Origin of the sequence: Halobacterium hubeiense (assembly GCF_001488575.1) — an archaeon.
Classification (GTDB): Archaea; Halobacteriota; Halobacteria; order Halobacteriales; family Halobacteriaceae; genus Halobacterium; species Halobacterium hubeiense.
The window spans coordinates 212506-238749 of sequence record NZ_LN831303.1 but is presented as its reverse complement, the minus strand read 5'-3'; the positions used below and the strand labels follow the sequence as shown (position 1 = coordinate 238749).

23 protein-coding genes and 4 pseudogenes are annotated in these 26244 nt (G+C 56.0%); 17 read left to right on the top strand and 10 right to left on the bottom strand.

Annotated features, from left to right (window positions below; genetic code table 11):
* Nucleotides 1-239 precede the first annotated feature (239 nt).
* From HHUB_RS16795 to HHUB_RS14195, 4 genes are all read left to right on the top strand, one after another.
* The gene (locus HHUB_RS16795) at nucleotides 240-830 is read left to right on the top strand and encodes a hypothetical protein (protein ID WP_157534019.1); all 591 of its coding nucleotides are present in this window, start codon (nucleotides 240-242) and stop codon (nucleotides 828-830) included.
* Nucleotides 827-1672: a hypothetical protein gene (locus HHUB_RS14205; protein WP_059058658.1), complete on the top strand. Its 846-nt coding sequence runs from the start codon at nucleotides 827-829 to the stop codon at nucleotides 1670-1672. The genes HHUB_RS16795 and HHUB_RS14205 overlap by 4 nt, the downstream gene beginning before the upstream one ends.
* 497 nt (nucleotides 1673-2169) lie before the next feature.
* A complete protein-coding gene (locus HHUB_RS14200) occupies nucleotides 2170-3477 on the top strand; it encodes an acetamidase/formamidase family protein (RefSeq protein ID WP_059058655.1) in 1308 nt (435 codons plus the stop codon).
* Between the two features lie 674 nt (nucleotides 3478-4151).
* Nucleotides 4152-4985, top strand: coding sequence for a DUF7260 family protein (locus tag HHUB_RS14195; RefSeq protein WP_059058653.1), 834 nt, complete (start codon nucleotides 4152-4154; stop codon nucleotides 4983-4985).
* Nucleotides 4986-5097: 112 nt separating this feature from the next.
* Here the strand turns inward: HHUB_RS14195 and HHUB_RS14190 are convergent, their stop codons facing one another.
* Nucleotides 5098-5862 carry a hypothetical protein gene (locus tag HHUB_RS14190; protein WP_157534018.1) on the bottom strand — a complete coding sequence of 255 codons (765 nt, stop codon included), beginning with the start codon at nucleotides 5860-5862 and terminating at the stop codon, nucleotides 5098-5100.
* Nucleotides 5863-6265: 403 nt separating this feature from the next.
* On the opposite strand from HHUB_RS14190, the gene HHUB_RS14185 reads away from it, so the two are divergent.
* The 4 genes and pseudogenes from HHUB_RS14185 (at nucleotide 6266) to HHUB_RS14170 (ending at nucleotide 9791) form a co-directional block, all read left to right on the top strand.
* Nucleotides 6266-7153 carry a hypothetical protein gene (locus tag HHUB_RS14185; RefSeq protein ID WP_157534017.1) on the top strand — a complete coding sequence of 296 codons (888 nt, stop codon included), beginning with the start codon at nucleotides 6266-6268 and terminating at the stop codon, nucleotides 7151-7153.
* 11 nt (nucleotides 7154-7164) lie between these two features.
* Nucleotides 7165-8823, top strand: coding sequence for a hypothetical protein (locus tag HHUB_RS14180; RefSeq protein WP_059058647.1), 1659 nt, complete (start codon nucleotides 7165-7167; stop codon nucleotides 8821-8823).
* Between the two features lie 155 nt (nucleotides 8824-8978).
* Nucleotides 8979-9317, top strand: a pseudogene (locus tag HHUB_RS14175) (toxin-antitoxin system TumE family protein).
* A 24-nt stretch (nucleotides 9318-9341) separates the two neighbouring features.
* Nucleotides 9342-9791, top strand: coding sequence for an HVO_A0114 family putative DNA-binding protein (locus HHUB_RS14170; RefSeq protein ID WP_082687279.1), 450 nt, complete (start codon nucleotides 9342-9344; stop codon nucleotides 9789-9791).
* A gap of 672 nt (nucleotides 9792-10463) precedes the next feature.
* Here the strand turns inward: HHUB_RS14170 and HHUB_RS16190 are convergent.
* Nucleotides 10464-11152, bottom strand: a pseudogene (locus HHUB_RS16190) (IS6 family transposase).
* A gap of 557 nt (nucleotides 11153-11709) precedes the next feature.
* Between HHUB_RS16190 and HHUB_RS17645 the strand changes: the two are divergent.
* Nucleotides 11710-11985: a zinc ribbon domain-containing protein gene (locus HHUB_RS17645; RefSeq protein ID WP_143416447.1), complete on the top strand. Its 276-nt coding sequence runs from the start codon at nucleotides 11710-11712 to the stop codon at nucleotides 11983-11985.
* An 85-nt stretch (nucleotides 11986-12070) separates the two neighbouring features.
* Nucleotides 12071-12259: pseudogene (locus HHUB_RS16185) on the top strand (IS5/IS1182 family transposase); the annotation flags it as partial.
* Nucleotides 12260-12360: 101 nt separating this feature from the next.
* Here HHUB_RS16185 and HHUB_RS16785 read toward each other — a convergent pair.
* Nucleotides 12361-13131, bottom strand: a complete 771-nt coding sequence (locus HHUB_RS16785) for a transcriptional regulator FilR1 domain-containing protein (RefSeq protein ID WP_089649860.1) — start codon at nucleotides 13129-13131, stop codon at nucleotides 12361-12363.
* A gap of 203 nt (nucleotides 13132-13334) precedes the next feature.
* Here HHUB_RS16785 and HHUB_RS16780 point away from each other — a divergent pair, with 203 nt between their 5' ends.
* The 5 genes from HHUB_RS16780 to HHUB_RS14150 all read left to right on the top strand — a co-directional run bounded on the left by HHUB_RS16780 (nucleotide 13335) and on the right by HHUB_RS14150 (nucleotide 18952).
* Entirely contained in the window at nucleotides 13335-14465 is a 1131-nt protein-coding gene (locus HHUB_RS16780; RefSeq protein WP_143416446.1) for a hypothetical protein, read from the top strand.
* 73 nt (nucleotides 14466-14538) lie between these two features.
* Nucleotides 14539-15495 carry an ArsR/SmtB family transcription factor gene (locus HHUB_RS16180; protein WP_169793425.1) on the top strand — a complete coding sequence of 319 codons (957 nt, stop codon included), beginning with the start codon at nucleotides 14539-14541 and terminating at the stop codon, nucleotides 15493-15495.
* Nucleotides 15496-16343: 848 nt separating this feature from the next.
* Complete coding sequence (locus HHUB_RS16775; protein ID WP_089649858.1) at nucleotides 16344-17036, top strand: twin-arginine translocation signal domain-containing protein; 693 nt, start codon at nucleotides 16344-16346, stop codon at nucleotides 17034-17036.
* Nucleotides 17037-17102: 66 nt separating this feature from the next.
* Nucleotides 17103-18053, top strand: a complete 951-nt coding sequence (locus tag HHUB_RS14155; RefSeq protein ID WP_059058639.1) for an ABC transporter permease subunit — start codon at nucleotides 17103-17105, stop codon at nucleotides 18051-18053.
* Nucleotides 18050-18952, top strand: coding sequence for an ABC transporter ATP-binding protein (locus HHUB_RS14150; RefSeq protein ID WP_059058638.1), 903 nt, complete (start codon nucleotides 18050-18052; stop codon nucleotides 18950-18952). Before HHUB_RS14155 ends, HHUB_RS14150 begins: the two co-directional genes overlap by 4 nt.
* A 167-nt stretch (nucleotides 18953-19119) precedes the next feature.
* On the opposite strand, the gene HHUB_RS16770 is transcribed toward HHUB_RS14150, so the two are convergent.
* Nucleotides 19120-19893: a hypothetical protein gene (locus tag HHUB_RS16770; protein WP_143416445.1), complete on the bottom strand. Its 774-nt coding sequence runs from the start codon at nucleotides 19891-19893 to the stop codon at nucleotides 19120-19122.
* A gap of 325 nt (nucleotides 19894-20218) precedes the next feature.
* Between HHUB_RS16770 and HHUB_RS14140 the strand changes: the two are divergent.
* Nucleotides 20219-21146, top strand: a pseudogene (locus tag HHUB_RS14140) (transcription initiation factor IIB).
* A 112-nt stretch (nucleotides 21147-21258) separates the two neighbouring features.
* On the opposite strand, the gene HHUB_RS17680 reads toward HHUB_RS14140, so the two are convergent.
* The 4 genes from HHUB_RS17680 to HHUB_RS14115 all read right to left on the bottom strand — a co-directional run bounded on the left by HHUB_RS17680 (nucleotide 21259) and on the right by HHUB_RS14115 (nucleotide 23785).
* Nucleotides 21259-21405: a DUF7563 family protein gene (locus HHUB_RS17680; protein ID WP_449271433.1), complete on the bottom strand. Its 147-nt coding sequence runs from the start codon at nucleotides 21403-21405 to the stop codon at nucleotides 21259-21261.
* Nucleotides 21406-21687: 282 nt separating this feature from the next.
* Entirely contained in the window at nucleotides 21688-22320 is a 633-nt protein-coding gene (locus HHUB_RS14130; RefSeq protein ID WP_059058629.1) for a hypothetical protein, read from the bottom strand.
* A gap of 512 nt (nucleotides 22321-22832) precedes the next feature.
* The gene (locus HHUB_RS17390) at nucleotides 22833-23177 is read right to left on the bottom strand and encodes a hypothetical protein (RefSeq protein ID WP_238324081.1); all 345 of its coding nucleotides are present in this window, start codon (nucleotides 23175-23177) and stop codon (nucleotides 22833-22835) included.
* A gap of 89 nt (nucleotides 23178-23266) precedes the next feature.
* Nucleotides 23267-23785 (bottom strand): DUF7342 family protein, encoded by a 519-nt coding sequence (locus HHUB_RS14115; protein ID WP_059058625.1) that lies wholly within the window; start codon nucleotides 23783-23785, stop codon nucleotides 23267-23269.
* A 227-nt stretch (nucleotides 23786-24012) separates the two neighbouring features.
* On the opposite strand from HHUB_RS14115, the gene HHUB_RS14110 reads away from it, so the two are divergent.
* Nucleotides 24013-24669: a trimeric intracellular cation channel family protein gene (locus HHUB_RS14110; RefSeq protein ID WP_059058623.1), complete on the top strand. Its 657-nt coding sequence runs from the start codon at nucleotides 24013-24015 to the stop codon at nucleotides 24667-24669.
* Nucleotides 24670-24686: 17 nt separating this feature from the next.
* Here HHUB_RS14110 and gdhB read toward each other — a convergent pair whose 3' ends face one another.
* Together gdhB and HHUB_RS16765 are read right to left on the bottom strand one after the other, a co-directional pair.
* A complete protein-coding gene (gdhB, locus tag HHUB_RS14105) occupies nucleotides 24687-25979 on the bottom strand; it encodes a glutamate dehydrogenase GdhB (RefSeq protein WP_059058621.1) in 1293 nt (430 codons plus the stop codon).
* Entirely contained in the window at nucleotides 25979-26122 is a 144-nt protein-coding gene (locus HHUB_RS16765) for a rubrerythrin-like domain-containing protein (protein WP_143416444.1), read from the bottom strand. Before HHUB_RS16765 ends, gdhB begins: the two co-directional genes overlap by 1 nt.
* Nucleotides 26123-26244: the final 122 nt, after the last annotated feature.

Below are 26244 nucleotides of genomic sequence, written 5' to 3'. Positions count from 1 at the left end.
TGAAGGTGGGACTGCAAGTCGCCGGCCACCTGCAATCCAGGACTGCAGGCCTCCATTCACAGGCGGGCCGTGTAAGCTCACCAGTCAACGGCGAAGACCCCCTGCCATCCCACGGCAACGGGGGTGATTGGCGTGTCTAATTCTTTCACCGGGGTTCATAACAATATCGGGCTATCCCGCCGTAGTCTCCGCGAACGCCCTGAACAAGCAGTCAACAACACTAGCCGGGGTGAGTCACCGTGACCGACGCCGTTACGCGGACGTGCGAAGACTGCAGGCTGACGAGCCGTCGCCGGGACCTCACACCAACTGTCGACGGATATCTCGTCTGTCCGGGGTGTGGCCGCGTCATCGAAACCTACACCGGCATCGATCTCACCGACCCCAGCGCGTACGTCCTCCGGCTTGGCACGAACCGGAGTAACACGCATATCTACCACTATCCCGACCAAGAGAACCCCGTCGCACCGCGCTGCCAGAGCGCCTACCGCGACACTGCGGTCTACCGGCCAACCACACAGGAGCGGCTCTCCGAGAAATACACGCGGTGCAAGCGATGCACCACAACTACCCCAGCCACGAAAGAGCGCCCTCAGCACGCCGCCTCCTCCACGACTGTCTGGTACAGTCAAACGGGTGATGTCTACCACGCTGATGCTGGCGGCATCCCCGCCTGTCCCGAAGTCATGCCCATTGTCGACGAACACTCTCTCGACGAAGCTCACCGCCACGGCAAACGCCCTTGCAAGGACTGCCAACCACCCCAATTCCCAGAGGACACAGAAACAGACCCGTCAGCAGACTCGACGACGCTGGGTGATTTCGCATGAGCACCACCGACAATACGACGATAGAGACGGCGGTTGATGCGGCCGTCACACAACTGGATAACAGTGCTGTGACCGACGCGGTTGAACTACTCACCGAAGAAGTCCAGCGTCTCCGCGCGGAAACGCAAACCCTCCAGGACCGCGTCGACGACCTCGAAGCTGAACGCGACGATCAGGCCGCCACAATCAACGCACTCGAAACAGAAAACCACCACCTCCGCGAACGCGTCACCGACCTCGAACAGGAGTTGGAGGACCGCCCGGATATTGAGTGGGCTGGCCCGGACCCCAAAGACCTCGCAATCACGTCCACAGAGGCGGGGAATACGGTCAAGCCCTATCGTGCAATCCGGGATCGCGTCGAGACTGACACACACGAGCTGCTCGAAGAGCGCGTGCAGCGCCTTGAGGATGGTGAGGCCGACGTTGTGGTCCGCGGTGAGTTCAACGGCAACGAGCTCCCCATCGAGCGCAAGATTGCCGAGCGAAAGGCCGGTGGTGACCTCTCCGCGAACAAAGCCCGTGCGACACTCATCTTCCCGAAGTTTGGCGGCCACGCCGAAACCCGGGGCGGATCACAGCTGGTGTTATCCTCCGGAGACGTCCGCGCAATCCTTCGAGAGACGACGGATCGGAGTGAGTGGCCCAACGAGACGATTAAGCGAGCGATGACGTGGACAGCGAAGCTTACCTCTTGTCGCGATGAGAAACGTGAGTGGGACGCGCGTGACGACGAGAACCTGCTGACACTACGGCAGGGGCGGAGTGGAGAGTTAGAGTTAGTTGCGGACATCGACGAGTATCGCGAGTATTACGCGGAGTTAGAGGAGGGCCAAGAGTAGATGATGGGGCGAGAATGTGTGAAGCCGCCGCCGGCGTCACAGTGTTGTGACGGCGGATAACAGGCCGGGTGTGATGACGACCAGCCGCCGGGAATCGGCGGCTGCGAGTTCCACCGAGTGACGTGCTGTAAATTGCGTTCCAGTAGCCGTCGGTGTCTCAACAGCCCGGTCAAACAGCCCTAGTTTTGGCTTCGTTCTCGCCTGGAATCTTCTCGTCGAGCGTCACACCCACACACTTCCCTGGCGTCACAACACTGTGACGCCGGCAGTCCCGCAGACTCCAGCCTGAGTTAACCAACAACTCGAATCTCGCTACCGAATTTGGTTAAGGAGAATCAACCGGGATGGCGTCCGCAACTCGCGAAGTTGAACCGAGAGTTGTACAGGATGCCGTGTGTCGTATCTCTACAGGCGTAGCAGGACGAGTGCCTCGGGGCTCGACCCCGAGGCGATTTACAGCAACGGTTATACTGACTCAAGTCGTAGTTTGGGGTGGTATGTCACAGCAAGAAGTGAAGCAAGAGCTGTACGTCGATCAGTACACGCTCGGGCTCGTCGGGCCGGATCAAGAGTGGGCCGGAACCGTCGCTGACGGGGGCACGATCACCACCTACACGCCACCGGGCTGCTGGGGGCCGATGATCACGCCCTCGTTCCGCGGGGGCCACGAGGTTACGCGACCGATTCGCGTCGACGGCGCCGAAGTCGGCGACGCCGTTGCAATTCATATCCGCGACGTGGAGGTGACGAGCATGGCCACGAGTACGGGGTCGATGGCCGAACGCGAGGGCGCGTTCAGTGACGACCCGTTCGTCGATCATCGCTGCCCAGAGTGTGGCACTACCTGGCCCGACTCAATCGTCGAGGGAACCGGTGAGGACGCCATTCGCTGTGCGGAATGTGGCGCCAATGCGTCTTCGTTCGGCTTCGAGTACGGCTATACCGTCGCGTTCGACCATGAGAACGCGGTCGGGATCACCCTCGACAAGGACGGCGCTCACGAACTCGCGATGAATGCCGAGGAGGTGATGGATATTCCGGAGAATGCTCGCCAGCACCCGATCCTGCTCTACGAACCAGACGGAATGCCCGGAACTCTTGGGCGACTCCGGCCATTCATCGGAAATATCGGGACGACGCCGTCGGTCACTATGCCTGACTCCCACAATGCCGGGGACTTCGGACAAAACCTAATTGGCGCCGACCACGACTACGGTGTCGAAACCGAGGAAGACTTGGAGAAACGCACCGACGGCCACATGGACATCCCCGAAGTTCGAGCGGGCGCGACACTGATCTGTCCGGTCGACGTCGACGGCGCAGGAATCTATGTTGGCGACCTCCACGCAAATCAAGGCGACGGCGAACTCTCCTTGCACACGACCGACGTGAGCGGAACCGTCACAATGGACGTTGAAGTCATCAAGGATCTCGAACTCGACGGCCCGGTCCTGCTGCCCAACGAGGAGGATCTCCCGTTCATTAGTCAGCCCTACAGCGACGATGAACGCGACGCCGGGCAGGAACTCGGCGCGGAACACGACGTCGACGTGAACACAGACATGGGGCCGATTCAGGTAGTTGGGTCGGGCGCGACCGTCAACGATGCCACACAGAACGCGTTTGATCGGGCATCAGAACTGCTCAACATGAGCGAGGGAGAGATCCGTGGCCGATGCACGTTCACTGGCGGCGTCCAAATCGGGCGGCTTCCAGGCGTCGTCCAACTTGATATGCTCGTTCCGATGGATCTTCTTGAGGAGCGTGGGCTCGACAACTTCGTCAGCGAACAGTACGGAATCTGATGCAATATCGAGTTCAGCAGTAATTGAAAACACGGGATTTCCTATTCAGGAATTACCGAGTAAGTAGGCGTAGAACGGGATGTGACGCTGTCCACGTGGAATACAGAAATCGTATTTGCGGAGACTGTCAGCGGGGGAGATACAATTCTGCCGGCCCGAATAGCCCCTGACATCCTACCATCCCTGAAGGGATAGGCTTCCGTCCACAGTGGTAACAGCGCGGAATCCTACGGCTTTAGCCGTGGGAGGAAGCGCGTAAGTGTGGTGTCACGACACGGCTGCCTCAGAACGCAGCCTGTTCTAGTGTACGAACGAGACGTGTCTCGCCAATGTAGTCCCTTGCTTCCACGTTGTGCTACTGATTCGAGGATTAGGTGTCGCCGGGGAGAGCGATAGCTGACAGGCTCGATAAGCCTTCAACCAAACGCACGTGTGTATGCCAAGTGACTCCGACGACAATCCAACGTGTATTTGCGTTTATTGTAGTCTTTATGGATGAACACCCTAAAAGACGGCCAACAAATAGTTCACTTACAATAAGAAGAGCTCTCTTCCTCAGGGGCCGGTGGTGAGTGATTCGGTTGTCCTGTGTGTTGCAAGTTTTTGAAAACCCACAATACGCCTATATATGGCGACTAGTAATATTTTAGCCAACCACCGATCCACTCGGGCATATGCTTCAACCCATCACGCTAACCACTGGAACACTGGAATCACGCTACCGTATTACCCTCCTCCAAGCCGCACATCAAGCAGTTGTCGAGGAACGCGAGGTGCTCCAAACGGAGGCGGACGCCTTCAGCGACTTCTGCGCGCGTCTCGACCAGATCTCTTGCGAGCGTAACCCTAGTGAGTCAGCAAGTCCAACAGCGACCACTCACGAGACAATCGCCGGCCAGACCACCTCAGTCAACCAGCACGGCGATACGCCCATTCGTGATGCGTACGTTGAGACGGTGATGAACACGCCACACTACGACGACGAATACGGGGATTCCTTTTGGGAGAGTCTCGCCGCAGAGTTCGGGAACGAATTCGCGACACTCCTAAAGCAAGCCACAGTCATCACTCCCGAGTTAAAACAGCAAGTGTTGACCGCAGCGCAACAGGCGAAAACACAACGAAAACGCCTCATCTCGGCACTCAACCAGGAAGCATCCAATCTTCAGGACGCGAACGCGGAGCTGCAGGCAATCGCTGAAGAGGTCAATGTCATCCAATCACGGCCATTCTACGACTGTCCAATCAACGAGCTACAGCAATTGCAGACTGACCTCGACGAGCTTTCGACACGCTGCCAGGACCTCGCGGACCGCCGCCAGAATGGTGAGTTGGAACCGCAATCAGCGAGCAGCCTCAAAACTAATCTTCGGGTGCCCGACTACTGCTATGACTCGCTTTCTGTCACCTACCCGGTCCTTGACGTAGTCGCTACTCTCAGCTCCCGTATTGCAACAACCAATCAACGTCTCACCACCATCCTCAATGAACGCCCCAGTAGCCGCTAGGTTCCACTCGATTTAACCCAGCTCAGGGAATCCGACTTCGGTATTCAGTGTGGACGGCGGTACGATGCCGGCCCGTATCCCTCGTGATTGGGATTTCTGTTCGGGGTGCAGGCTACTCGTCTTGCAGGGTGTTTGCAAGCTTCGAATAGTCTTTGCGAATCCATCGAACTCGCGTTTCTGACCGGCTTCGGCGGTGTCGAAGATCCTCTAAGAACCAGTCCGCGTCATCCCCGAGTGAGACGTATGAGAACTGTGCCGGGTCTAAGTCGTATTCGTCCCGATAGCAATCCGCGATTGTATAGTATGCGTGAGCGCGAACGACTGCAGTTTTCGCGGCTTCTAAATCCTCGGTGGTCTCTGATACCAACTCTTTGAGGTCTGCAAACAGCGATTGGATAGATTCTTGCTCCTCAGACTCCGGTTCTAGACGGCCCTGTTGAAGGCGACTCTTGGTGTCTTCGAGGAGGCTTTTCGTCTCTTGGCGGCTTTGCTCTATTCGCGAGAACGTCTCGCTTGCAGTCATGTAGGCATTAAACGCGTTGAGGTACGTATGTTCTGCGTGGAGACGGATAGCAGTCTTGAACGAACTCCATTCTAAATCGAGGTCGCTCCCGCGTCCGTTGAGATCGGCGAACCAGTACTCCGTATGCTGTTTTTCGATGAACTGCTGAAATGCGGTTAACTCTGCGTCGTCGGCAAGTTCACTCCCCGGCACGACAGTGTCATCGGACGAGATTTTGGAAACGACGGATTCCGTATGGTCACTGCATGCTTCGTGGAGCTGTGGCGACGTTTCTCTGAATTCGCTGGCGCAGGCTTCAATTGAAGTTTCAATGCCTTTGTACGGTCCTGATAGTGTAATCACGTTCTCCGACATTCCCGATTCGGCCGTGATAACCTATTACTCTAGGTACAGTAAAACAGCATCGGGTTCGCCGTCAAAAGGACCGGTTTCCGAGATGAGCACACGAGATTGGCGATTCCGTGTAAACAAGACGTTGGAAAGATTCAGTTCCTTAATTTCTGGGATGGTAGTTTATGGAAAGTCAAGGAGAAAGCCCCGCCCTTCAGGGCGGGGAGGATGTCAAGGCGGTATTGTGGCGTGAGTATGTGCGTGTTCACATTATTTTTGGCTGTGAGTAGTTCATCGATCATCGTCTTAACCAACACGTACGGAGGCCACCACCAATTGTTGGTTAAGATCTGCGCCTGGTTCCATCTTCTCTCTGCCAGAAGCTACGCCGGAACTAATACACCAAAGGAGTGCAACCCTATTCGATATGTCAGACCGCCGGTACCGCCGAACTGTCCTCGCATCCCTCGGCACCGCCGCTGCAACCGCCCTCTCCGGCTGCAGCTCCGCTTCCAGTGACAATACAAACTCCGGTAGGTCAGCGACATCAGCCTCAGGGTCCACTCCGGCGCAAACGAACAGCGGAAGTAGTGGTGTCATCGAGACAGCCGAGACGGTTACCACGCAGACGACCACAACTCTCGGACAAGAGCAGACGATCACCGCCCTTCGAGTATCCGTTACGGACGCCTCAGTTGACGCGATTGCGCTCCGCAACAGCGACGGCAAAGAAGTAGTGCGAAACCGTCTCGGCACATCCACAACCACCGATTTCCCACTCACAGAGCGCGCTGCCGGCACCTACGACATCCTCGCTATCCAAGACGGCTCTATCGTCGACGAACGCTCGAAAACCTTCGAGCGGACGTACACCGTCGACGACGTCGCCTTCGTCACGGAGGAAGGAACAGACTCGGACAAAATGGGGTACACGGAGGTGAAGACGACAATCACGAACACGGGGAACCTCCCGGTGACAATCCCCTATTACAACGTGCATGGTGACGGGCCAAAGCCAGCAAGGGCGGGGAGTCGCGCACCAATCGGAGATTCAGAGGATGACACGAAACCGATGGTGCCGCCCGGAGAATCACAGACCCTCACCAGCCAAACGAGCCCGCTAGCTGCGGTAGATTATTATTATAGTTGCGGAGGAGAGCAGAAAACTGGCAAGATTACGTTCGAGACGAAATCCGGCCAGAAGACGACGATTAACCTTGAGTACAGTCTGTCTGGTGAGAAAATCAAGGTTGGGGTGCTGAACAGTTGTACCGAGTCAGAAATCCACTCATGGAACGTGGCTGAGAGCGAGTAAGAGGCCTGCTTATGCCGGGAATTAAAGCAGCCGTCAAAAATGCAATCATCGGGCTGATTAAGGATCTCGTCGGGGGGTTAGCGGGGATTATCGACTTCCTGTTCCAAATCGCCAAAAACTACCTCACAAGCACGCCCTACCCAGATAATCTCTCCTCGTTCAACCCGCCAACGAAAGGCCTCTGGCCTAAACTGTACCACAATCTCTACGACGAATTGGTGATTGTGCTGTTGCCGTCGCTGTTCGCGTTAGCACTCGGGCTTGCGATGTTCTTCAATATCTTCTCCGAGAAACAAAAGCGAGTGAGTATTCGACGTGCGGTTTTCGCGTACCCGCTTGCTCTCTCGTGGTGGTGGTTCGGTGGGTGGTTCCTCAAATTCATCAACGATCTCGCTGGCTTAATCGTCGCTGATGCGGCCGTCAAAGGCAGTTTAGGTACTAACCTTGGGTCGTCTCTCGGTGCTGTCGCGGTCAGCGTCCTCATCTATATTTTCGGCGCGACAATCATCCTCGTCATCATCGGCATCTACCTCCTCCGCCAGCTCGCTATCTACGCGTACATGGCCGCAATGCCGATTCTCCTGATGTTCTGGATTGTTCCTATTCAGCCCGTGCAGGGGTGGGCGAAGTCCATGATGGGGAAGTTCGTGCCGCTAGTGTTGATGACGCTCCCCACAGCGTTCCTCCTACGGATTGGCTCACTATTCCTGACCGGCGGCCAGAATCCAGCCGCAGCGGCAACAAGCAGCGGCGACCTCAGCACAGATCTAGTGTCGACGATTTTCGGGCTCGCGACGATTGCGGGGGCGGGCTTAGTTCCGAAGTACGTGTTTTCGTTTTCCTCGCAGGTGTCGCGGGCGGTGCGGAAGGGGACGCCGGTTGCTCGCCGTGCTGCTGGGGGAGCGTACGCGGGTGCAGATACTGCGCTTGCTGGGAATCCCCGGGAGCGCCAGTCGGCTCGCCCAGCTCGTGGGTCGCGGCGTGGGTCGTCGTCGACGGCGGAGACGAGCGACGAGCATCGACACGAGCCGGATTTAGATTTCTCCTCGCAGCGCCAGCGGCGGTCGCGGCGCCGTCGTCGCCGGGAGCGCGCGGAGAAAGCCGGCGAGAAAATGGGGTCGAAGGCCGTGAATGCGCCGGCGCGCGTCTCACAGAGTGCAATCCGTAACTACCGGGGCGACAGCTTCACTCCCGTTGGGATGGCGGGTGACGCTGGGAAAGCAACCGCGAGTAAGGTGGATAGCTACCGCCAGCGGATTAACGAGCGGATGGCGATTCGGAGTGAGGAGGTTCGAGAGAAGTTCACGCCGGGCGGCGATGGGCCACCGTCCCGGGGGCAGTCGTCGCTGGATGACTACGCGGGCTCGCAGACCGATGCCGAGACAGATACGGAAACGGACGTAGATACAGATGCAGATGCAGGTTTGGGGGAAGAGTCGTCGGAGTCTGTGAGTAGTGGGGAGACAGCGAGCGGCAGTCGTGGTGAAGATAGCGATCTGTCGACGGACGAACGAGCTATGGACAACCAGCCCGACGACGCCCGGATGGACAGCAGCGACCTCACGGAGTCCGCCGAGGAGTGGAGTCGGTCAAACGCCGATACCGCCGAGTTCAACACTCGGACGGAGGACCACTCAAGTCCGGACGCAGACGAGACCAGCGACGGCTAGAAGCCCGACGGTGGGTGAAATCGGTGAGCGTAGTGTTTTCCACGGTGGTGGTGCTTCTTTGAGGGTGTCGACGCGGTTCTAGCTTGCCAGTTTTCAGTCTATTGGTTTGTGGACCAATAGAGTTATTAGATTGGTCTGTGTACCAATAGTTGAGGATGGCCTCACTGACCGGCGACGACTTGGACGGCGTGAACAAGGCGCGGAAGTACCCAGACGAGACCGTGGTCCGTGTGTTCTGCATGCAGACCGACCGCGACGCATACCCGTCCGGGTAGGCCTACAAACTCCACTACGGCGCGACAGAGCCGGACCCGGCCCGCACGCTTGACGATGGAACGATTCGCCGGTACGACAACTCGCACGAAGACACGAAAGGACACGAACTACACGTTGCACCAGACCCTAACCCAGACATCATCGAGTTCCCTGGAATGGTCGAGCTCTGGGAACAATTCTGGAGCGAGATTCCGAAATCCGAGTTCGAGGTCAAATGAGGCCATCAGACAACGGTGATACCAATGAATGATTCCACGCCGCCGCTGCACCCGATGGAGCGCGAACAGCTCCTTGCCGAATCAACCCTTGTTGTGACCGTGACACCGTCCAGCGAGTTCCACGACGATGTTACCGACAACATCACGGCTCTCGAACAGGGGGACACGGTGGACTCTACGCCGACGCTCTCGTTCACCAGCTACGACGACTTGATGGAGACCCTGACGCCGCGTGTCCTCGATCTCATCGAAGCAATCCGGCAGGAACAACCAGACAGCATCAACGAAGCCGCTCGGGTCGTTGACCGGGACGTGAAGAACGTCCACGAGGAACTTAGCCGCCTCGCCCAACTGGGCATCATCTTCTTCGAGGAAGACGGCCAGCGGAAGCGCCCAGTCGTCTGGTTCGACGAACTCGTCATCAATCTCCCGTTCGATCCAGAGACTGGCGACACGGCCACTGCTGCACCCTAACTCCGATTCTAGATACTCGCTCGTCCAGCCTCAACCATATCCTACCTTTACCAGTAATTGAAAACACGCCTATTCTATTCAGTAGTGCTTCCAAGCTCTGGTCGGTATTAGAAGAGGGTTCAGAGCAAGAGGAATCCCGTCGCCCGCACACATAAGAATTTCAATCAATTAGGCCTTCAGACTCATATATTAGGCTCCGTTGAAACCCTGTGAAACTGATATAGCCGGTGTGCGAGATACAGAGTATTTGTCTCGTATGAGACAAATCCTACAGTATTCATGGTTCCTATGTGCGAAGGCACTCTATTTGATGACGACTTGGTTGATGATCTCGAGAACACGGCCGATGATGCTTGGAGCACCGCAAACGACATCGCCGATCAGCTCGCAGATGGAGTCGGAAGCCTCGCTGAAGAGGGGTGGGATATCGTATTCTAATATAATAGAATAAGAAAGGCAACCAAGGCACAATTTTATAAATATCCCGACACAATTTCCATACATGACTTCAAGAATATACCTTGGGTCCGCAATACTCGCATTTATTGCTGCAGCGATGGGCTTTCTAAGAATAGGCCCTTACGTTCGCGGTTTTGGAGCAGTCATATTCACGATACTAGGCGTGGTTGGTCTAATTGCTTGGCAGTTATCAACTTGATGGGGGCTACAATTCTAATGGGACTGTCTAGTTCTGAGGTTCTCAACCGGCGTTTTTCCATCGAGAGCTTGATGAGGTCTGTGGCGGTTGTAGTAATGCATAAACTGTTCAAGCCACTCTCGAACGCTGGACCGACTGTCCACCCACGAGTTATGGAAGCGGTCGACCCGCATTTTGAGCGTGTGAAACCACTTTTCGATGAGGCTTCGGTCGGTATAGTTGACCCGACCGCTCAATCCTAATCGGGCAAGGGCAGTTTGATAGCCGAATTGATCGACGAGAAACTCCGCCTCTGAGAGATCGTGTTTCTCACGGAGTCCAGCGAGGAACGCAGCCGCCGGATCAGTGCCATGTCGTCCGAACAACGCGACATCGAGAATTAGCTTCGTGTCGATGTCTATTGCAGCATACAACCAAGACCACTCACCGTTAATCTTGACAGCAGTCTCGTCGACGGCGACCCGCTTCGGCTGCGCCTCAGGCGGGTCGCGTCCGCTGTCAGATAGCCGATGTACCCAGTTTAAACCGCGCCATGAGAGCGTTGAACGCCTAATTCCGCTAAGATCGTTGTTGTTTCTCTGAGTGAACAACCGGTTTGGTGGAGACGGACGGCGAACGTCCTGACGGGCGTCGCCGTCCGCTCGTTCTCCCAAGTTTCTTCTAAATCCGGTTCATAGCTCTCGCTGAGCAGGTCTGCGAGCATCTTGGTCGATTAACTCAACGATCTGCTCACTTCTCAAACTAACTCAACTAGACAGTGCCATATTTATGGTATTAATTACATAAGTGATTTATTTAATTCAAGAGTTTATATTTTCATATTCGATTCTTCTACAGTTTGGATCGGCTTCTCGCCGCAATCGAGGATTCCTCAAGCAGCAATTATATCTTCCAGTACCTCAGCTAAAAATGGGCTGAACAAACAATCTCAGAAATCCATACCGGTTAACTCGAAAAAATATTATCCCCTATTCATTCGAAAGGCGGCAAAGTATACAATTATGGAAACTAAGGATAGCAGCAGGAAACCAGTTAAATCAAGTTCAAAAAGCCTGGCTAGGATATAACAGCCAGCAACAATGATTGGAGCTCCGATTATCTGCTTTCGATAACTCTGGTTACTAAGGAATGTCATCTCAATGACTCACTAAGGGAAAACAATATTTATACCTTACTGACTTTATATCAAGTGGAATATTCCGATGTGTTGGTTCTCAGTTATGTGGTGGATTTTAGGTCACTGACGCCAATCCACACATAATGGCTAATTCAAGTTCTGACATTCGGGTAACGTGCCGAGAATGTTACGAACCGATTAGTGTTGACGCAAAGGAGTGCCCTCATTGCGGCTACAACCCCCGCCGAAATTTCCAAATACTTGCTGTCGTCTCCGTTTTCATTTTCGGATTCTTTGCCATTATCGCAGGGTTCCTAGCCCCATTTGCAGTGAATATATTTGCAGTCTTAGCGGTTATCACCCCAATTCTCTTTTTGCTAGTCGCTCAGAATGCGAATCCTGCGAGAAAAACTGCTTAGATTCTTCTTCAAACCAAATTCATAGTCGATATCGGCTCTGTTGAAATCCTTAGAGAGTTACAGGTTCGCCCGGTAGTCTGATCGGATGGATGCCCTGCCGAAGTCGCAGTTACTCCGGTTCGTTGAGCAAGCGATGCAATTGGCTCAGCGAGCTGTCGCTCATTCCTCCTCGAAGTTCTCGAAATGGCGGTACACACTTCATCAACACATCGTCCTCCTCTGTCTCAAGGTTCGGAAGAATACGACGTACCGGACGCTCCTTGACGAACTTATCTTGCGTGTGGTGGCTACTTCCCTCAACACCGCGCTAGTTACTACCCCTGTTTGTTGTGGCTTCCTCCCCGATACACAGAAAGCCAATGGGAAAGCCAGCTACTATGCCTCAACTTCAAACGCGGGTTCAGCAACTCGCTTGTTTTCCTCGAAAATCGAGATGGCCTCGCTGACCGCGTCAGCATCTTGATTCTGCAACACTCCCGACAGTTGGCTCATTCCCTCGTACACGCACACGCGGACTTCCTCGGAGCCGTATACGATGAGCCCGAACTCTGGGAGTTCTGAAGCGGAATGAATACCACTACTACTTCTGTCGAGTAACTCGCAAACTTCGGGATACCTTCGCTGAATTAGGCTCACTAAATCTGGATGCGTGAGAATTTCAAGAGTTGTACCCCCCTTAGCATAATCACGAATCGCTTGGAGTTGTTGGGAGAAGACGACGGGGAGCGAGGCACGAATGGTATTGCAGTCCGGTGGGATCCCCAAATCCTCTAGAGCCGTAACTGGAGCACGCTCAGGGGCCATCTCAACTGCATCAGCGTTTGCGATAGTCGCCCCAATTGGCGAATTGGGCGGTAGCATAGCTAGGAGTTCAGACGCTGGCTTAACCTTCTCTGCCGCCTTGACGGTCTCGCGGAACTCTTCATACACGATTCTCCCATATCTGGTGAACTCACAGCTGCCGTTGCGCCGCTCTAGGACATTGGCTGCCTCCAATTCTCGCACCGACCTGTCTATCGTGGTCCGTGAGGCCTCCAAGTTATCATTCATTTTTCTCTTCTCTACTACTCCCATATCCACCTGTTCAAGTATCTCATACCGGGACACGATGACCTCTAGCGACGGAAGTTCCGAGCCCAATTTCATGTTAAACAACTAATACTCGGTCCTATTGATTTATTGCCACACCGAAATTCGATTTTGGCTAGCGATAGTTTTATGACTGATTACTAGCCCACTATCGGAGAGCCCCTCAACTATGATAGAATTTTTATTTGTAGAGAGGGACTCGCTTCCTTCTAATTAATCGGTCCATGGGCTGAGGTTGGTGAATTACAGATCAGTGAGTCATGTCCGATGACAGAAGTGAAGATAAGGTAGAGAAAGGGAAAAGCACGCGCTCCGGTCGGCGAACATTTCTGAAGACAGTTGCAATCGGGAGCAGTATAGCATTCGGTGCGGGCCACGTCAGTGCAGCAACTGACGAGGAAGTCACAATCACGGAAGCCCGGGTTCCGATGGAGAGTGGGGCAGACGCAGAGTACGAAGTGGTGGAAAAAGATGTCCCCAAGGACTGGCACGAAGCCGTTACTCACGCGACTGAGGTTCACGACCGGGAGAAGTTCTACCAGCGTGACGATGTGGTAGCTACCCTTGTCAACCCGGACACCTTCGACAACGCCGAGCCTTCAATCGAAGTAGAGGTCAAGGAGAGTGGTTCGTCTAGTAGAGACTCGATCAGTCCCGGAGACGAGCGTTCACTTCCGGACTCCATCGGGGGCGTCCCAGTTGAAAAGAAGAAAGTCGAAGAGACGTCGGATCCTTCGATTACCCCGTCAATTCAGTCCGCTTGCGGCACTGGGGACTACGGTTCTACGCCTCCCGGAGGGGTTGAGTGTAGTGGCAGTAGTCCTGGAACGCTTAGCTCTCCTCTCGTGAAGGACGGGACGATGTACTTCGCGACTTGCTGGCACATCTTCGGCTCAAGTCCCGTTGATGACTCGGCAGAACTCTCCCAAAGTGACGGGAATACCATCGGCAAGGTAACCGACGGCGATTCAACTGATGATTTCGTCGCTTGTGAGCCAGCGAATGGCCATACTCCCACTCGGGAACTCTATGGAACGAACTACAAAATATGGGGCAATTACACGAAGTCTGGCGTGCAAGCACTCGCTGCCGACAACAAGTCGATCACGAAGCAGGGCGTCGGAACCTGTGAAACTAGTGGGGAGGTTCGAGGCGTTGGGACCAACGTGTTCGATGGGTCGACGACAAGACACGAACAGGTCCGGTGGGGAAGCTCGTCTACTCTAGAGGACGGCGATAGTGGGGCCGTTGCTTACCGCCACCATCAGGACGATAAGGTCCTCGCCGTCGCGATGTGTGGGGGCGTCACTAGCCCGTACAACCTCGGGGGCCGGTACGCATTCGGGACCGGGGCCTACCATATCAACCAGGAGTACGGATACGGATGGTGAGAATGACAACGCACCGAAAAAAGTAAACGAGAACCACGCCACCAATATACTGATGTCGCTATTGCCCCCCGATGTGTTTGATTTCGACTCCTCTCAAGGAGGAGCCGTTCGAGTACACGGGTTGGTCGGGGAGCAAGCGGACGAGATCTTTAGCGTTCTTGCAAGCGAGGGTGCGAGAGCGATTCTCAACCAAATTCATCGAGAGCCTTCAACGCCATCTGAGGTGGCAAATCAAGTTGATGTCTCCGTAGAGAACGTCACCCACCATTTAGACAGACTCGGCGACGCCGATTTGATCCAGGTTGCCGGGACCAGGTATTCGGACCGAGGAAAGGAGATGACGGTCTATGCGCCTGGCGACAACCCTCACGTCGTATTCATTGGTACTGATGACCGGCAGCAGAGCTTGTTTGGGTTCATCAAGAACTTCGCAACGGTCAGTACTGTGCTGGTGGGGGTTAGTGTAATCGTACACACCGTGCTCACGCACAGACTTCCGTCCGTATCCAATCTTACTGGTGGTGGCTCAGAGGCACCAGCATACGTGCTCGCTGCGTTTCTTGGGGCCCTCCTTTTCGCCACTACGCTCGCCGTTCACGCCTATGTGAGGGCATCTACAAGGCTGGCTGGACCACCCAGACGTCGTGGTGACTCACAGGGCGTCAACCTTGCGTACCTCTCGAGTGCTGTGTTCACTGTCGCCACGATTGGTTGGGTTCTTCGGCAAGCTCTCGGCTTCACTCAGACAGTCAGCATAACCGAAGCTCTGTCCGTAGTATCGGTTCTGCTGATATTTGTAGTGGCATGGGCCAGTTACAAGCAATCCCCAATCCAAGCGGGCTGGACTATTGCGACAGCAGGGTATCTGGGTATGATTGGGCACCAGATGGCTGTCGTCTTTCGCGGGTTCATCGGCCCACAGTTAGGTGTCTGGGTAGCCTATATTCTGCTTGGGTCAGTCGCAGGCGGGGCAATCGTAGGGACAGTAGGGTACGCCTGTGGGAGAACTGTGAAGCTGTTGTCCGACTGATTTCCCCATTGACATCCTCCCCGCCCTGAAAGGGCGAGGATTCCCACGGTACCGCACCGCTGGGTTGGGATGTTTAAGGTTTGTAGCCACCCCGAAGGACAGCTACTGGCTGTGCCAACCAGCCGTTACTCCTATCCCGGCATGGGATTCGGAGATACTTCTTAGTGCTTACACCCCGAGTTCCGGTACGGAAGAGGGTGTCTTCCACTTGGAATCAGGGAATCCCGATACTGTCCGATTAAGCGGGCGGGCAGGCCGCCTCGGTTGGCTGTTAGTAGGGTGATGAGTTACTTAAAACATCGGTTTGGGTAGTTCGGACGGTATTTGGGGAGAGGTGTCGGATTCATCCCCGCGCTAAAGCACGAGGCTTTCTCCTCATACTTCCGTAAGTCCCTCCGGATTATCGTTACTTGGTGGGGTACTCAGGTTCTATGGCTCTGTTGGCTTGAGAGGTATACCAACGTCGCAATTATAGCTGGGAGTTCGATCGGCTGCGACGCACTTGCTTCTGCGGCACCGCCACTCGTCACGGAAAGCCCAGCAATGCTGAACGTAGTTGCAGCCGCACCTTTGAGGAAGGTGCGCCGAACCGAATCCCGTCCGCGGCCGGTATCTTTGTTTGCTATGAGTCGCACCGGAGAATATGGTTGTCTTATCATCACTCCATGGATTGCAAAAATCCCGTGAAATGACGACCCCTCAAAAGTTGGGAGTTCATCATATCCTTTTCCTATAGCTTGTAATAATAACTTACGCACATTATGAAAACTAGCATATAATCCAAAAGATTTGAGCGGTGATATCTCCCCACAAATCGGTATATTGTTAATGCATAGGCTAATGCGATAATGGTCTTAGTAATCAATGAAGTCATGGACCGCAAAAATAGCAACTCAACATCGCAGAACCGCCGAAGGTTCCTCAAAGCCTCTGGTGCAGCACTAGCAACCGCCGTCGCAGTCCCAGGTGCAACGGCCGCGGAAAGCGGCAGTTCAGCATCGTTCGACCCCTCGAATCGAGATGCAGTCATTGAGTATCTCGAATGGGTTGACGCGCAGGACAACCCGCCCAAGCACCTACGGGAACTGAACGAGGCACGAACGGACGCAGTCGTAGGCGTCATGACGGATGTCACCTGGAGTATCGAGGAGGGAACGACCAACGCCATGCCATCGACCTCTGAGATCAAGGCGACTCCGGACGCCTACATACCCGAAGACTACGAGGCTACCGCTACTGGGAGCGTCGGTGGGACGACAACGGAGTACACCTTCACCCACCGAATCGACTGGTCCTACAACAACAGCGACTACCAAGGCGTGAACTCCACTCTCGACCCTAATGCCAGCGGTCTGCTCGCGGCGTACGTGAGTGGAAGCAAGGAAGTGGACGAGAAAGTACGCGACCCAGCTTCGTTCATCCAGCGCGCAAAGGCCCAGTTCAGACTCCGGGGCGCCGGTAAGACCGTCACATCTGAGGTAGATGTCAGTGGAGACGCGTTGGGCAACGGCGAGACTCTCCTCTCTAACGCACCGCTATAGCCGTCTAAACGGCCCTACGGCCTCAGAAACATTTTCCTCAGAGAAGATACAAGACAGAGTAACTATATGCCACAGAACGTAACAGCGGTTGCGGAGTATCATTTCAATAGAATTGTGCGAAGCCGGGTGCTCTGGCTCCTTAGTCTACCAATTCTACTGGATGGGATAGTAAACGTCACAACAACGCAGACAGCTATGCAGTACCTCGGCAATCTCCGATACATCGCCTCGTTCCAGCGGGGAATTGCTATCTGCATCCCCTTCGCGTGTATCTTCTTTGGGGCTCGCGCCATTGCTGGCGCTCGAGGGGCCGGCCAGCTCCAGACGACAGTGCTACAGCCGGTATCGCGTCTCGACGTGCTGGTGGGCAAAGCGCTTGGTCAAACCGCGGCTCTACTACTCGCGATCTCCGCTGTCGTGTTCGTCGGATATCTCTACGGGACAGTTTCAGGTTTCCGCCCGCCGATTCCGCGGACGCTGGGCTTTGAAATTCTTAGTGGGGTGTACGCTGGAGCACTCACGATTGGGATGATTGGCCTCTCTGCGCTCTTTCAGCGAGCTATTGTCCCCGCGAGCGTCGCGTTTGTCGGGGGGGCTACCTCGTTCCTCTTCTACGAATCTATCGTCGCAGCCCCGTTGAAGCTACTCTACGGGTCCGCCAGTGGTGGCTCTCCCGCTGGAACGGACGGCACTGTCCTGGCTAGTACACAACCTGATGCCCCACTTGGTCTCTTAGCCCTCGTTAGTCGGCTCCCACCTACCAACGCGTACTACGCATTCTCGAACTGGGCATTAGGCCTCCCCAACGCTGACGCGCTCTCCCTACTCATCGTGTTTAACCTACGCCCGGATAGCGTATCCCTTGGCGTAACACCCCTCGGTCCGTTGTTCGGTGACTCAGGGGTCCCACTGTATCTACACCCGATGGCCAGCGTGGTAACGCTGGTCAGCATCTCGCTGGTCGTGTTCGCAGTAGGGTATGCTGTGTTCAAGAGATCCGACCTCCAGCAACTATGACAGACGTTATTACAACCACGAACCTCGAAAAGCAATACAGCAATACGCTGGCGGTAGACAACCTGAACCTCGCCGTTGAGGAAGGAAGTGTGTTTGGGTTTTTAGGGCCGAACGGCAGCGGAAAGTCGACAACGATTGGGATGCTGATGGGCCTCATCCAGCCGACCAGAGGAGAGGCAACAGTCGCAGGGATCAACCCCGAATCAGACCCCGTTTCCGTTCGGTCCCAAACTGGAGTCCTTCCGGAGGGGTTCACACCGTACCCCACACTAACTGGACGAGACCACCTGAAACACGTTGCCGAACTCCGTGGCGCAACTGTCGATGCTGATGATGCGCTCGCCCGAGTGGGCCTTACGGAAGCAAAGGACCGTCAAGCAAGCGGATATTCAAAGGGAATGACCCAGCGGTTGGGGCTGGCGACTGCGCTTATTGGGAACCCAGCAGTGTTGATACTTGACGAACCGTTCGCCGGCCTCGACCCGGATGGCTCACAGATCGTGCGTGAAGTCGTCGAACAGGAACGAGAGCGGGGGACAACGATCCTCTTCTCCAGCCACATTCTCGGCGAGGTTCAGGTTCTTTGCGACCACATCGGAATCCTCTCTGAGGGGCAGCTCCTCACTCGAGGAGAACCTGGGGACCTGCAACGAGAGGCAGGTCTCCGTAGTAAGATACACGTCAGTATCGACGGGGGACAGCAGAAGGTGGCGGAGGCCGCTTCAAACATCTCCTTCGCGGAGGTGGTCTCTACTTCGGACGGTGAAGCCACGCTCACGTACGACAGCGACAACTCTCATTTGGATGTCGTTCGGGCACTGGAAGCAAATGGTGGTGAAGTCACCGACGCTGTGGTTGATGAGCCTACCGTCGAGGACATCTATCGAGCCTTTACGTAACAGGAATTGAAGGCCGGATGTCTGTCAATCGAAGTTCAGATCTGGCACGTCACTGTTGGAGTTGGCTAAGGGAGACGGAACTCGCAACTTGCCTCTGTTGCTTGAAGATAGAGATACAGGAGATAACAATTTGGAGGACATAGTTCGAGATCACAGGGGCTAATATCTCAACGGATTCCCCGTGGAGGGACATCCTCATCGTCATCTTTGACCTCTTCAAAGCCGACGATCCCGGCATTTTCATCGTCTAAAACCTTGTCCCGTTGTACGCGATATAATTCAGCCGTTGCCTTGGCACCCTCCACTACTCTCTCCACATCTACTGGATCCACGTCCTTCAGGGATCTGTAGACCCAAGTGCTCGTTCGCTGGTCTGGCGAGTCGATCTCAATTTGAACCCATGGGTCAATTCCGTACTCGTCCTCCATTTTAGTACGTTCAAACTCGTTCTTTGGAGAATTGAATAGGAACGTAATCTCTCGTCGCCTTCCACTTTCTAATGGGTCACTTGCTTCGGCATCCGTGTCGGCTGCTGGATGAGTGTAAGCAACATGAGTGAACGTGCTTGTATTTCTGGCGAGATCAATAATCTTCATTTCAGCCGTAATGTCGGTTGCCGTGACTTCACCACTATTGGATACTACGAGTGACGTGTTTGTGGTGGGCATAGCCTCCTCCTCTTTGAAGAGAGTGACATTCACGTCCTCAGGTCGGAGAGCAGCATATTCGAACCGTCCTTCAAAGTAAATCATTGTCGCATAGAACACCGTGGCGGCGACGAGAATTTGCTGGTCAAGTCCGGTAGGTGACGATGGAGATGACGATTTGCGCATCGATATTACGAGTACAGCAATCAGTCCAAGCGCGATTAGTGATTTAATGAGGAAGGTGTGTGACGAGATCTTCCCCACCAACAAGGCGCTCTTGAATTGACGGTACATGCGTCGGAGGGTTCCTCGTCGCCATCGCCACCAAGGCGATATTGAAAATTCCGCACCACCGTCCAGAAGGATGATCCGGTCTTGGTACAAACGATATCCGAGACCGAGAATCACCCCAATAGAAAGAAGAGGTATTACCCAGAGAACGGTCGGCGGGATACCTGAAACGCAAACGACTCCATCAGTACAGCCCATTATCACAAACTCCCCTCTCTCACATCTTGAAAGTCGCTGATGGCTAACCCATATTTCGGAGGGTTCTATTGCCCCCTCGATGGGTGAGGGGCTCGCTGTACTGGCGGGTTCCCTGAAGACGGTGAGAACGATGGCAACCAGAGACATCTACGAGACGGGCTTCGACGAAGACGTCCGAACGGAATCGAGTGCGAACCAGTGTCCCGAATGCGACGGTCGGGTCACCACGAACGCGGTCGAGACGGTCTGCGAGGACTGTGGGCTAGTCATCGACGAACAGCGCATCGATCACGGGCCGGAGTGGCGGGCGTACGACGACGAGGAGCGCGAGCGAACGGGCGCCCCACTTACTGCGGCCCGCCACGATCGCGGCCTGTCGACGGAAATCGGTCGCGGCACCGACGCGAAGGGGAACGAGATCTCCGGGCAGAAGCGACGGCGACTCGCGCGGATGCGCCGTGAGCAGACCCGTGGCCGCTGGCGGTCGAAAGCGGAACGGAATCTCGCCCACGGCCTGGGCGAAGTGCGTCGGTTGGCGAGTGCCCTCGAACTCTCCAATTCGGTCCGCGACCAGGCGTGTCAGCTCTTCCGGAGCGCCCAAAACGAGGATCTGCTTCGTGGCAGATCCATCGAGGCCATCGTCGCGGCCAGCGTCTACGGGGCCTGCCGGTGCAACAGCCTCTCGCGGTTAGTGGACGACGTCAGCGAGATGGCCCGCGTCGCAGAGTCACGGGTCACGAGACACGTACAAAACGCTGAACGAAGAGCTGTGCCTCCCCGCTGAGCCCGTCTCCCCCAGCATGTTCGTGCCGCGCCTCGCCTCGGACCTCGAGTGTCCGGACGAGATCCGACAGCGTGCCCGAACCCTCGCGGAGCAAGCCGAGGAGCGGGGCGTCACGACGGGCGTCCATCCGACCGGGTTCGCCGCGGCCTGCCTCTACAAGGCCGGTCGTGAAGAGGGGCGATGGCTGACGCAATCCGAGGCCGCGGACGTGGCCAACGCCTCGAAGGCGACTGTTCGGGCACACCGGGATACGTTGGAGGAACAGGTCGCCTGAGCGATAGGCAGGATCCTCAGAGATGTGCCGACAGTAGAGCTGGCCAATCCGCTAATTCCGTCAGGATAGTACATCAGGCAATGCGACGATCCCTCGCTTCACCACGATTGAGCTACGTTCGTTTCTCACGGACGCCTTCACGCCCACGAGTCATATCCTCACAGTTCAGACACACCTGCGGTTCGTCGACCGAATCCGGCGTGAATACACGAACGTAGACCTCCGTGACATGGCCGCCGCAGTTCTGGCATTCCGCCATACCAGTAGCAGCCAGACCATCGACCATAGGCTTTCTGACAGCGACGACACGAACGAGTAGAGATAGTAAACGGCGTCCGTGATCGCTTCAGACTCAGTCTCGGGAACATCACAAATCAATACTTGTCGCATAGATCGCCTGGCCATGGAGTGACCAATTTGCTACTGTTGAAATCCTATTGATCAGGTATTATGTACGGTGAAACAACCCGTAAGTGAGTGTGCGAACCTCCAATACGAAGGGGTGAGTTCCGCTACAGAGTAGTCAGCACCCCGGACGCTGTTAGTTTGGGGCCATGATGGTCGTCTCTCTCAGGGATGCCCAGAGCAGCCCTATCAGGACGAGGATAACGGCGAGTACTCCAAATCCGACGAATTGCATGGGGGTGAGCAGTGGAAAGTCAAATTCGGGCCCGAGGCGGTGGAACGCGATTCCGGGAACAGCAGTGAGTGCCGCAGTTCGAGCTGTGGTCCGACCCTGCAACGACGTATACGAAACCCCGCCGAGGATTAGCCCATAGATGATGAACGGCAGTTGGTAGAGCCAGTACACGAAGGGGAATCCGCCGCTCGCATACGTAGTGAAGCGATAGTACTGTCCTTCGTAGGCAATCGCATACAGGCCTTGGCCGGGCGCAGCGTAGTCACTGTAGAAGAATCGGTCTGGCCGGTCTTCGTTCCCAAAGACCGTGTAGTGTCCGTCCGGCGATTCGATCGTCCGTCGAACAGCATCTTGCGCGGAGTTCGAGAGACTGTCGTACTGGAGTAGCGGAGTGTCTCCCTGGATGTCGGATTTCTCGATACGCTCAGACGAGAAGGTAGCTTGCTCGCCCCAGTCCGCCATCGTGATGGGGGCACCGACAAGTGAGAACGCGACTAGTAGGGCGAAAAGGGAGAGAATCACTCGACGGTTCATGGGTTGGGCGTCTGGAGGAGGAGATAAATGTCTTGTCTGTACTTACCGAATCGATCACGACATCAAGGCAGATTTTAATCCGGTAATTCGTAGGGGAACAGCCGCTCAGTAGGTGTGCAAACCGCGAAGTTGGGGGACTTATTCAGTTGTTTCGTTAATGATGTGGTGGTGGAACTGGCGGAACAACAGCAGAGCAGATATCGGGAATGTGAGTAGAGTACCAATTCTGCCTAATGCGAATTGAAGGATGACCCCGATAATAATGACCTGAACTGTCCAGATGATTGCTCTGACTTGCCAGCTGATGTATCCGTGGAATATAGTCTCCCGGGATTGCTCTATCGCTTCACCCATTTTCCTTACAAGGAGTTCACAACAACATAAACATAGATTTTGTGACCGCCTGCAGTTGTTGGCACCACGCGTCATCAAGAACCACAGCCAGACCTACAGCGACAGCCCACGAACTCACCATCCCGACTCTCCCCCGATAGAGGGCCGAGGCCACTCGTCTATTCTCGTTCCCACAGTGTCTCGATTCGCTCTTCGACGTAATCGAGGACGAGCTGACAGACGTCACGATGGTCTGGGGGCCACTGTGCGTCCTCTGCGTCGGCACGACTTGCATCCGGCGGCGGATGGAAGTGATCGCGTGCGTTGTGGCTGCTGGGGTGGCGGTCCCAGCGACGCTTCCACACGCTCTCTTGGCGCTCTTCTTGATAGTGGACGGTGAAATCGTCGTTGCGATACCACCGAATCTCAAATCGAGCAGACGCATCGCCCGGGTAGTAATCATCGGCGAGTTCGACACGGAGATACAGCTTCCCCTCCTCGACGAGGGCCACTGATTCGAACATCCGACGGCCAGCGAATCGAGACTGTATCCGCTCTAACACCGCCCGGTCTAGTGGCGCGGGACTCGCGGGGTCGTCGGCCGGCACCATCGTCAGCCGTGCGACGGCGCTGTCGAGCTAGTCGCCTTCTGGCGCGCGCGCTCGTGCAATTGTCGTTCCTCAATCACGGTTGCCCAGTCACCGAGGTCCGCATACACGTCGTCAACGTTCTCGGCGTCGTAGTCGAGGACATCAACGTCAGCGGGCGAGTCAGCGTCGTACTCCTCGCGGTATGCCTCAATTTGGTCGGTGAGGTCCGAAACCCGAGCCTGTAGTTCGTCGACGGTGTGTTCGTTCGCCAGTTCGTTCATTCGCCGCCACTCGAAGTAGTCGTTGTTGCGCTCGTATCGCGCTGGACGGCCGTCGTGGTGGATGACGATGCCGAGATCAGCGTAGAAAGACAGGTGCGTCCGTGCAGACTCTTCGGAGCAGTCTGCACGCTCGGCAATCTCGGCGGCTGTCATCGGCTCCCGCGCATGGAGGACCGCGCCGTACACGCGCTGTTTCGTGTCCTGGCCTTCGAATGGCCGGTCGAATGACGGTGGGCCGTCACGACGAGTGTCGTCGGTCATACTTCGACCAACGGACTAAGCACACATATTTCTTCTTCTAACCAAAATATATACTGCACATTCTCGTGCTGTCGATTGAACGGCCGGGCTTGACCCCGAGGCGGTTCACGGGCGGTTGGGAGTACCCGTCGGGCCGCGATTCTGTAGACGGGACAGTTGGAAAAGGTTCGCCACAAAGCGTGATTGATACGTAGCACTCAACAGAGTCACTATCATAAGGGAATGCAGTGAGTCAGGACGTTATTACCGCTCTCTTCGGCGACCCATTCGCGGTGATGAATACAATCGGGCTGGTTGCGTTCGCCCTCGTCGGGTCATCGAAGGCGATTCGCGAGGAGTTCGACGTGTTCGGAATCGCCATCGTCGGGTTAGCGATGGCGTTTGTCGGTGGCGCGACTCGAGACTTGCTCGTCACGCGAGTGCCATTAGTTCTCCAGTCCCCGATCGAGATCACGCTGGGCCTACTCGGCGTCGGGTTAGCGATCACGCTGAGCGTCGGCTTGGAGTCCCCGGATACTCACCCAGTCGTGCTCGTCGCGGACGCGATCGGCCTCGCCGCCTTCGCTACGACGGGCGCTATCGTCGCCACCGACGTGGGCGTCTCAGCGTTCGGCGTCGTTGCGATTGCGACAATCAACGCCGTCGGCGGCGGTGCGTTCGCGGACATCCTGCTCGACCGAGCCCCGTTCATCCTCTTCGAGGACTTCTACGCGAGTTGTGCCGTCCTCGGTGGCGCGGCATACTGGCTGACCGGCACGATCGGCGCAAATGGCAGCACGGCTGCTGTCGCGTGTGCAGTGGTGACTGTCGGAACACGATTGGTCGCGGTCACGTACGATTGGCATCTCCCGACCGTCCAGCGGTTAGGCCGTCCCCGAGAGTAACCGAATCTCCGGGTGATTTAGGGCCAGAGCCCGCGCGTCTCGTGGGCTTCCGCGATTCGCGAGAGCGCGACGATGTACGCTGCGTCGCGCCACGTCACGTCCCGTGTCTCGAATTCGTTTCGAACGTCCTGCCACGCTTCCAGCATCTCCGTTTCCAGTTCGTCGTTGACGCGTTCGAGCGACCACGCGCGACGATTAATGTCCTGAAGCCACTCGAAGTAGCTCACGGTGACGCCGCCGGCGTTGGCCAAGATATCCGGGATGACGGGGACATCACGCTCGGCGAAAATCGCGCTCGCGGTACTCGTCGTCGGTCCGTTGGCACCCTCGATGATGATGTCGGCCATCACATCGTCGGCGTTCGCTTCCGTCAGGACGTTGCCGATTGCCGCCGGAATGACCACGTCAACATCCAGTTCGAGTAGCTCATCGTTAGTCAGCGTCTCCGGCGCCTCGTGGGTCATCACGGCCTCCGGCTCCTCGTGGTGGGAGGGAATCGCGTGCGTGTCGAGACCGTTGGCGTCGTAGACGCCGCCGTTGACGTCACTCACTGCGACGACATTCGCGCCCCAGCTGTCGAGTAATTTAGCTGCATTCGAGCCGACGCTCCCGAAACCCTGGACCGCGACCGAGGTCTCTTTGATGTCCTTGTCGTAGTAGTCGATCGCTTCGCGAGTGATGATCGCGACGCTCCGCCCGGGCGCTGCATCGCGGCCCTTGCTCCCGCCGACGATCGGGGGTTTCCCGGTGACGACGCCGGGAATCGTTTCGTCTTCCTGCATCGAGTAGGCGTCCATCAGCCACGCCATCGTCTGCGGATCCGTCCCCATGTCGGGTGCCGGGATGTCCGTCGTCGGGCCGATGACGGACCGGATTTCGTCGGTGAAGCGACGCGTCAGCTGTTCTTTCTCGTCTTCGGTAAGGTCCTTGGGGTTGACGGCGATGCCGCCTTTCGCGCCCCCGAAGGGGATGTCCATCACGGCGCACTTCCACGTCATCCACATCCCGAGCCCGACGCATTCCTCGCGTGTCACCTCGGGATGATAGCGGAGGCCACCCTTGAATGGGCCACGGACGCTGTCGTGCTGTGCGCGATACCCAGTGTAGACCTCTACGTCGCCGTTCTCGCGCTCGATTGGAACTGTGACTTCGTGGACTTTCTTGGGGTGTTTGAGTCGCTCGACGACGCTCGGGTCGATGTCGAGATGGTCGGCGGCGTGCTGGAGCTGTCGACGCGCCGTCTGTAGCGCCGACTCCGGTTCGCTCGGGTCGTCGGCTGTCTCGTCGTGGTGGGTCGATGTCGATGGCATTATTCGAGAGGTGTCCGTCGGTTCCGCATGTTGCCAGCGCAGTCGGGGCACTGCCCCGGGTTGTCCTCCGCGAATACGACGTTCCCGCAATCGAAGCACTCGTACGGCGATTCCTCGGCTGAATTCTGGTTGACGTCCCTCATGGATGAGTGAGCGTCCCGTCGGTGGCTGCGGGGTGCTCTACATATGGATAATGAGTGTATAAGGGAATACGCGGTAGTTGAGCACCGAACCACCGGCCGTCGAGTATCGTTTACTATTCAAC

Excerpts from the sequence above, each read along its gene's own strand:
- HHUB_RS14205 (WP_059058658.1), top strand. The coding sequence starts at position 827 with ATGAGCACCACCGACAATACGACGATAGAGACGGCGGTTGATGCGGCC.
- HHUB_RS14200 (WP_059058655.1), top strand. The coding sequence starts at position 2,170 with ATGTCACAGCAAGAAGTGAAGCAAGAGCTGTACGTCGATCAGTACACG.
- HHUB_RS14195 (WP_059058653.1), top strand. The coding sequence starts at position 4,152 with ATGCTTCAACCCATCACGCTAACCACTGGAACACTGGAATCACGCTAC.
- HHUB_RS14190 (WP_157534018.1), bottom strand. The coding sequence starts at position 5,862 with ATGTCGGAGAACGTGATTACACTATCAGGACCGTACAAAGGCATTGAA.
- HHUB_RS14185 (WP_157534017.1), top strand. The coding sequence starts at position 6,266 with ATGTCAGACCGCCGGTACCGCCGAACTGTCCTCGCATCCCTCGGCACC.
- HHUB_RS14180 (WP_059058647.1), top strand. The coding sequence starts at position 7,165 with ATGCCGGGAATTAAAGCAGCCGTCAAAAATGCAATCATCGGGCTGATT.
- HHUB_RS14170 (WP_082687279.1), top strand. The coding sequence starts at position 9,342 with ATGAATGATTCCACGCCGCCGCTGCACCCGATGGAGCGCGAACAGCTC.
- HHUB_RS17645 (WP_143416447.1), top strand. The coding sequence starts at position 11,710 with ATGGCTAATTCAAGTTCTGACATTCGGGTAACGTGCCGAGAATGTTAC.
- HHUB_RS16785 (WP_089649860.1), bottom strand. The coding sequence starts at position 13,131 with ATGAAATTGGGCTCGGAACTTCCGTCGCTAGAGGTCATCGTGTCCCGG.
- HHUB_RS16780 (WP_143416446.1), top strand. The coding sequence starts at position 13,335 with ATGTCCGATGACAGAAGTGAAGATAAGGTAGAGAAAGGGAAAAGCACG.
- HHUB_RS16775 (WP_089649858.1), top strand. The coding sequence starts at position 16,344 with ATGGTCTTAGTAATCAATGAAGTCATGGACCGCAAAAATAGCAACTCA.
- HHUB_RS14155 (WP_059058639.1), top strand. The coding sequence starts at position 17,103 with ATGCCACAGAACGTAACAGCGGTTGCGGAGTATCATTTCAATAGAATT.
- HHUB_RS14150 (WP_059058638.1), top strand. The coding sequence starts at position 18,050 with ATGACAGACGTTATTACAACCACGAACCTCGAAAAGCAATACAGCAAT.
- HHUB_RS16770 (WP_143416445.1), bottom strand. The coding sequence starts at position 19,893 with ATGTACCGTCAATTCAAGAGCGCCTTGTTGGTGGGGAAGATCTCGTCA.
- HHUB_RS17680 (WP_449271433.1), bottom strand. The coding sequence starts at position 21,405 with ATGGCGGAATGCCAGAACTGCGGCGGCCATGTCACGGAGGTCTACGTT.
- HHUB_RS14130 (WP_059058629.1), bottom strand. The coding sequence starts at position 22,320 with ATGAACCGTCGAGTGATTCTCTCCCTTTTCGCCCTACTAGTCGCGTTC.
- HHUB_RS17390 (WP_238324081.1), bottom strand. The coding sequence starts at position 23,177 with ATGTTCGAATCAGTGGCCCTCGTCGAGGAGGGGAAGCTGTATCTCCGT.
- HHUB_RS14115 (WP_059058625.1), bottom strand. The coding sequence starts at position 23,785 with ATGACCGACGACACTCGTCGTGACGGCCCACCGTCATTCGACCGGCCA.
- gdhB (WP_059058621.1), bottom strand. The coding sequence starts at position 25,979 with ATGCCATCGACATCGACCCACCACGACGAGACAGCCGACGACCCGAGC.
- HHUB_RS16765 (WP_143416444.1), bottom strand. The coding sequence starts at position 26,122 with ATGAGGGACGTCAACCAGAATTCAGCCGAGGAATCGCCGTACGAGTGC.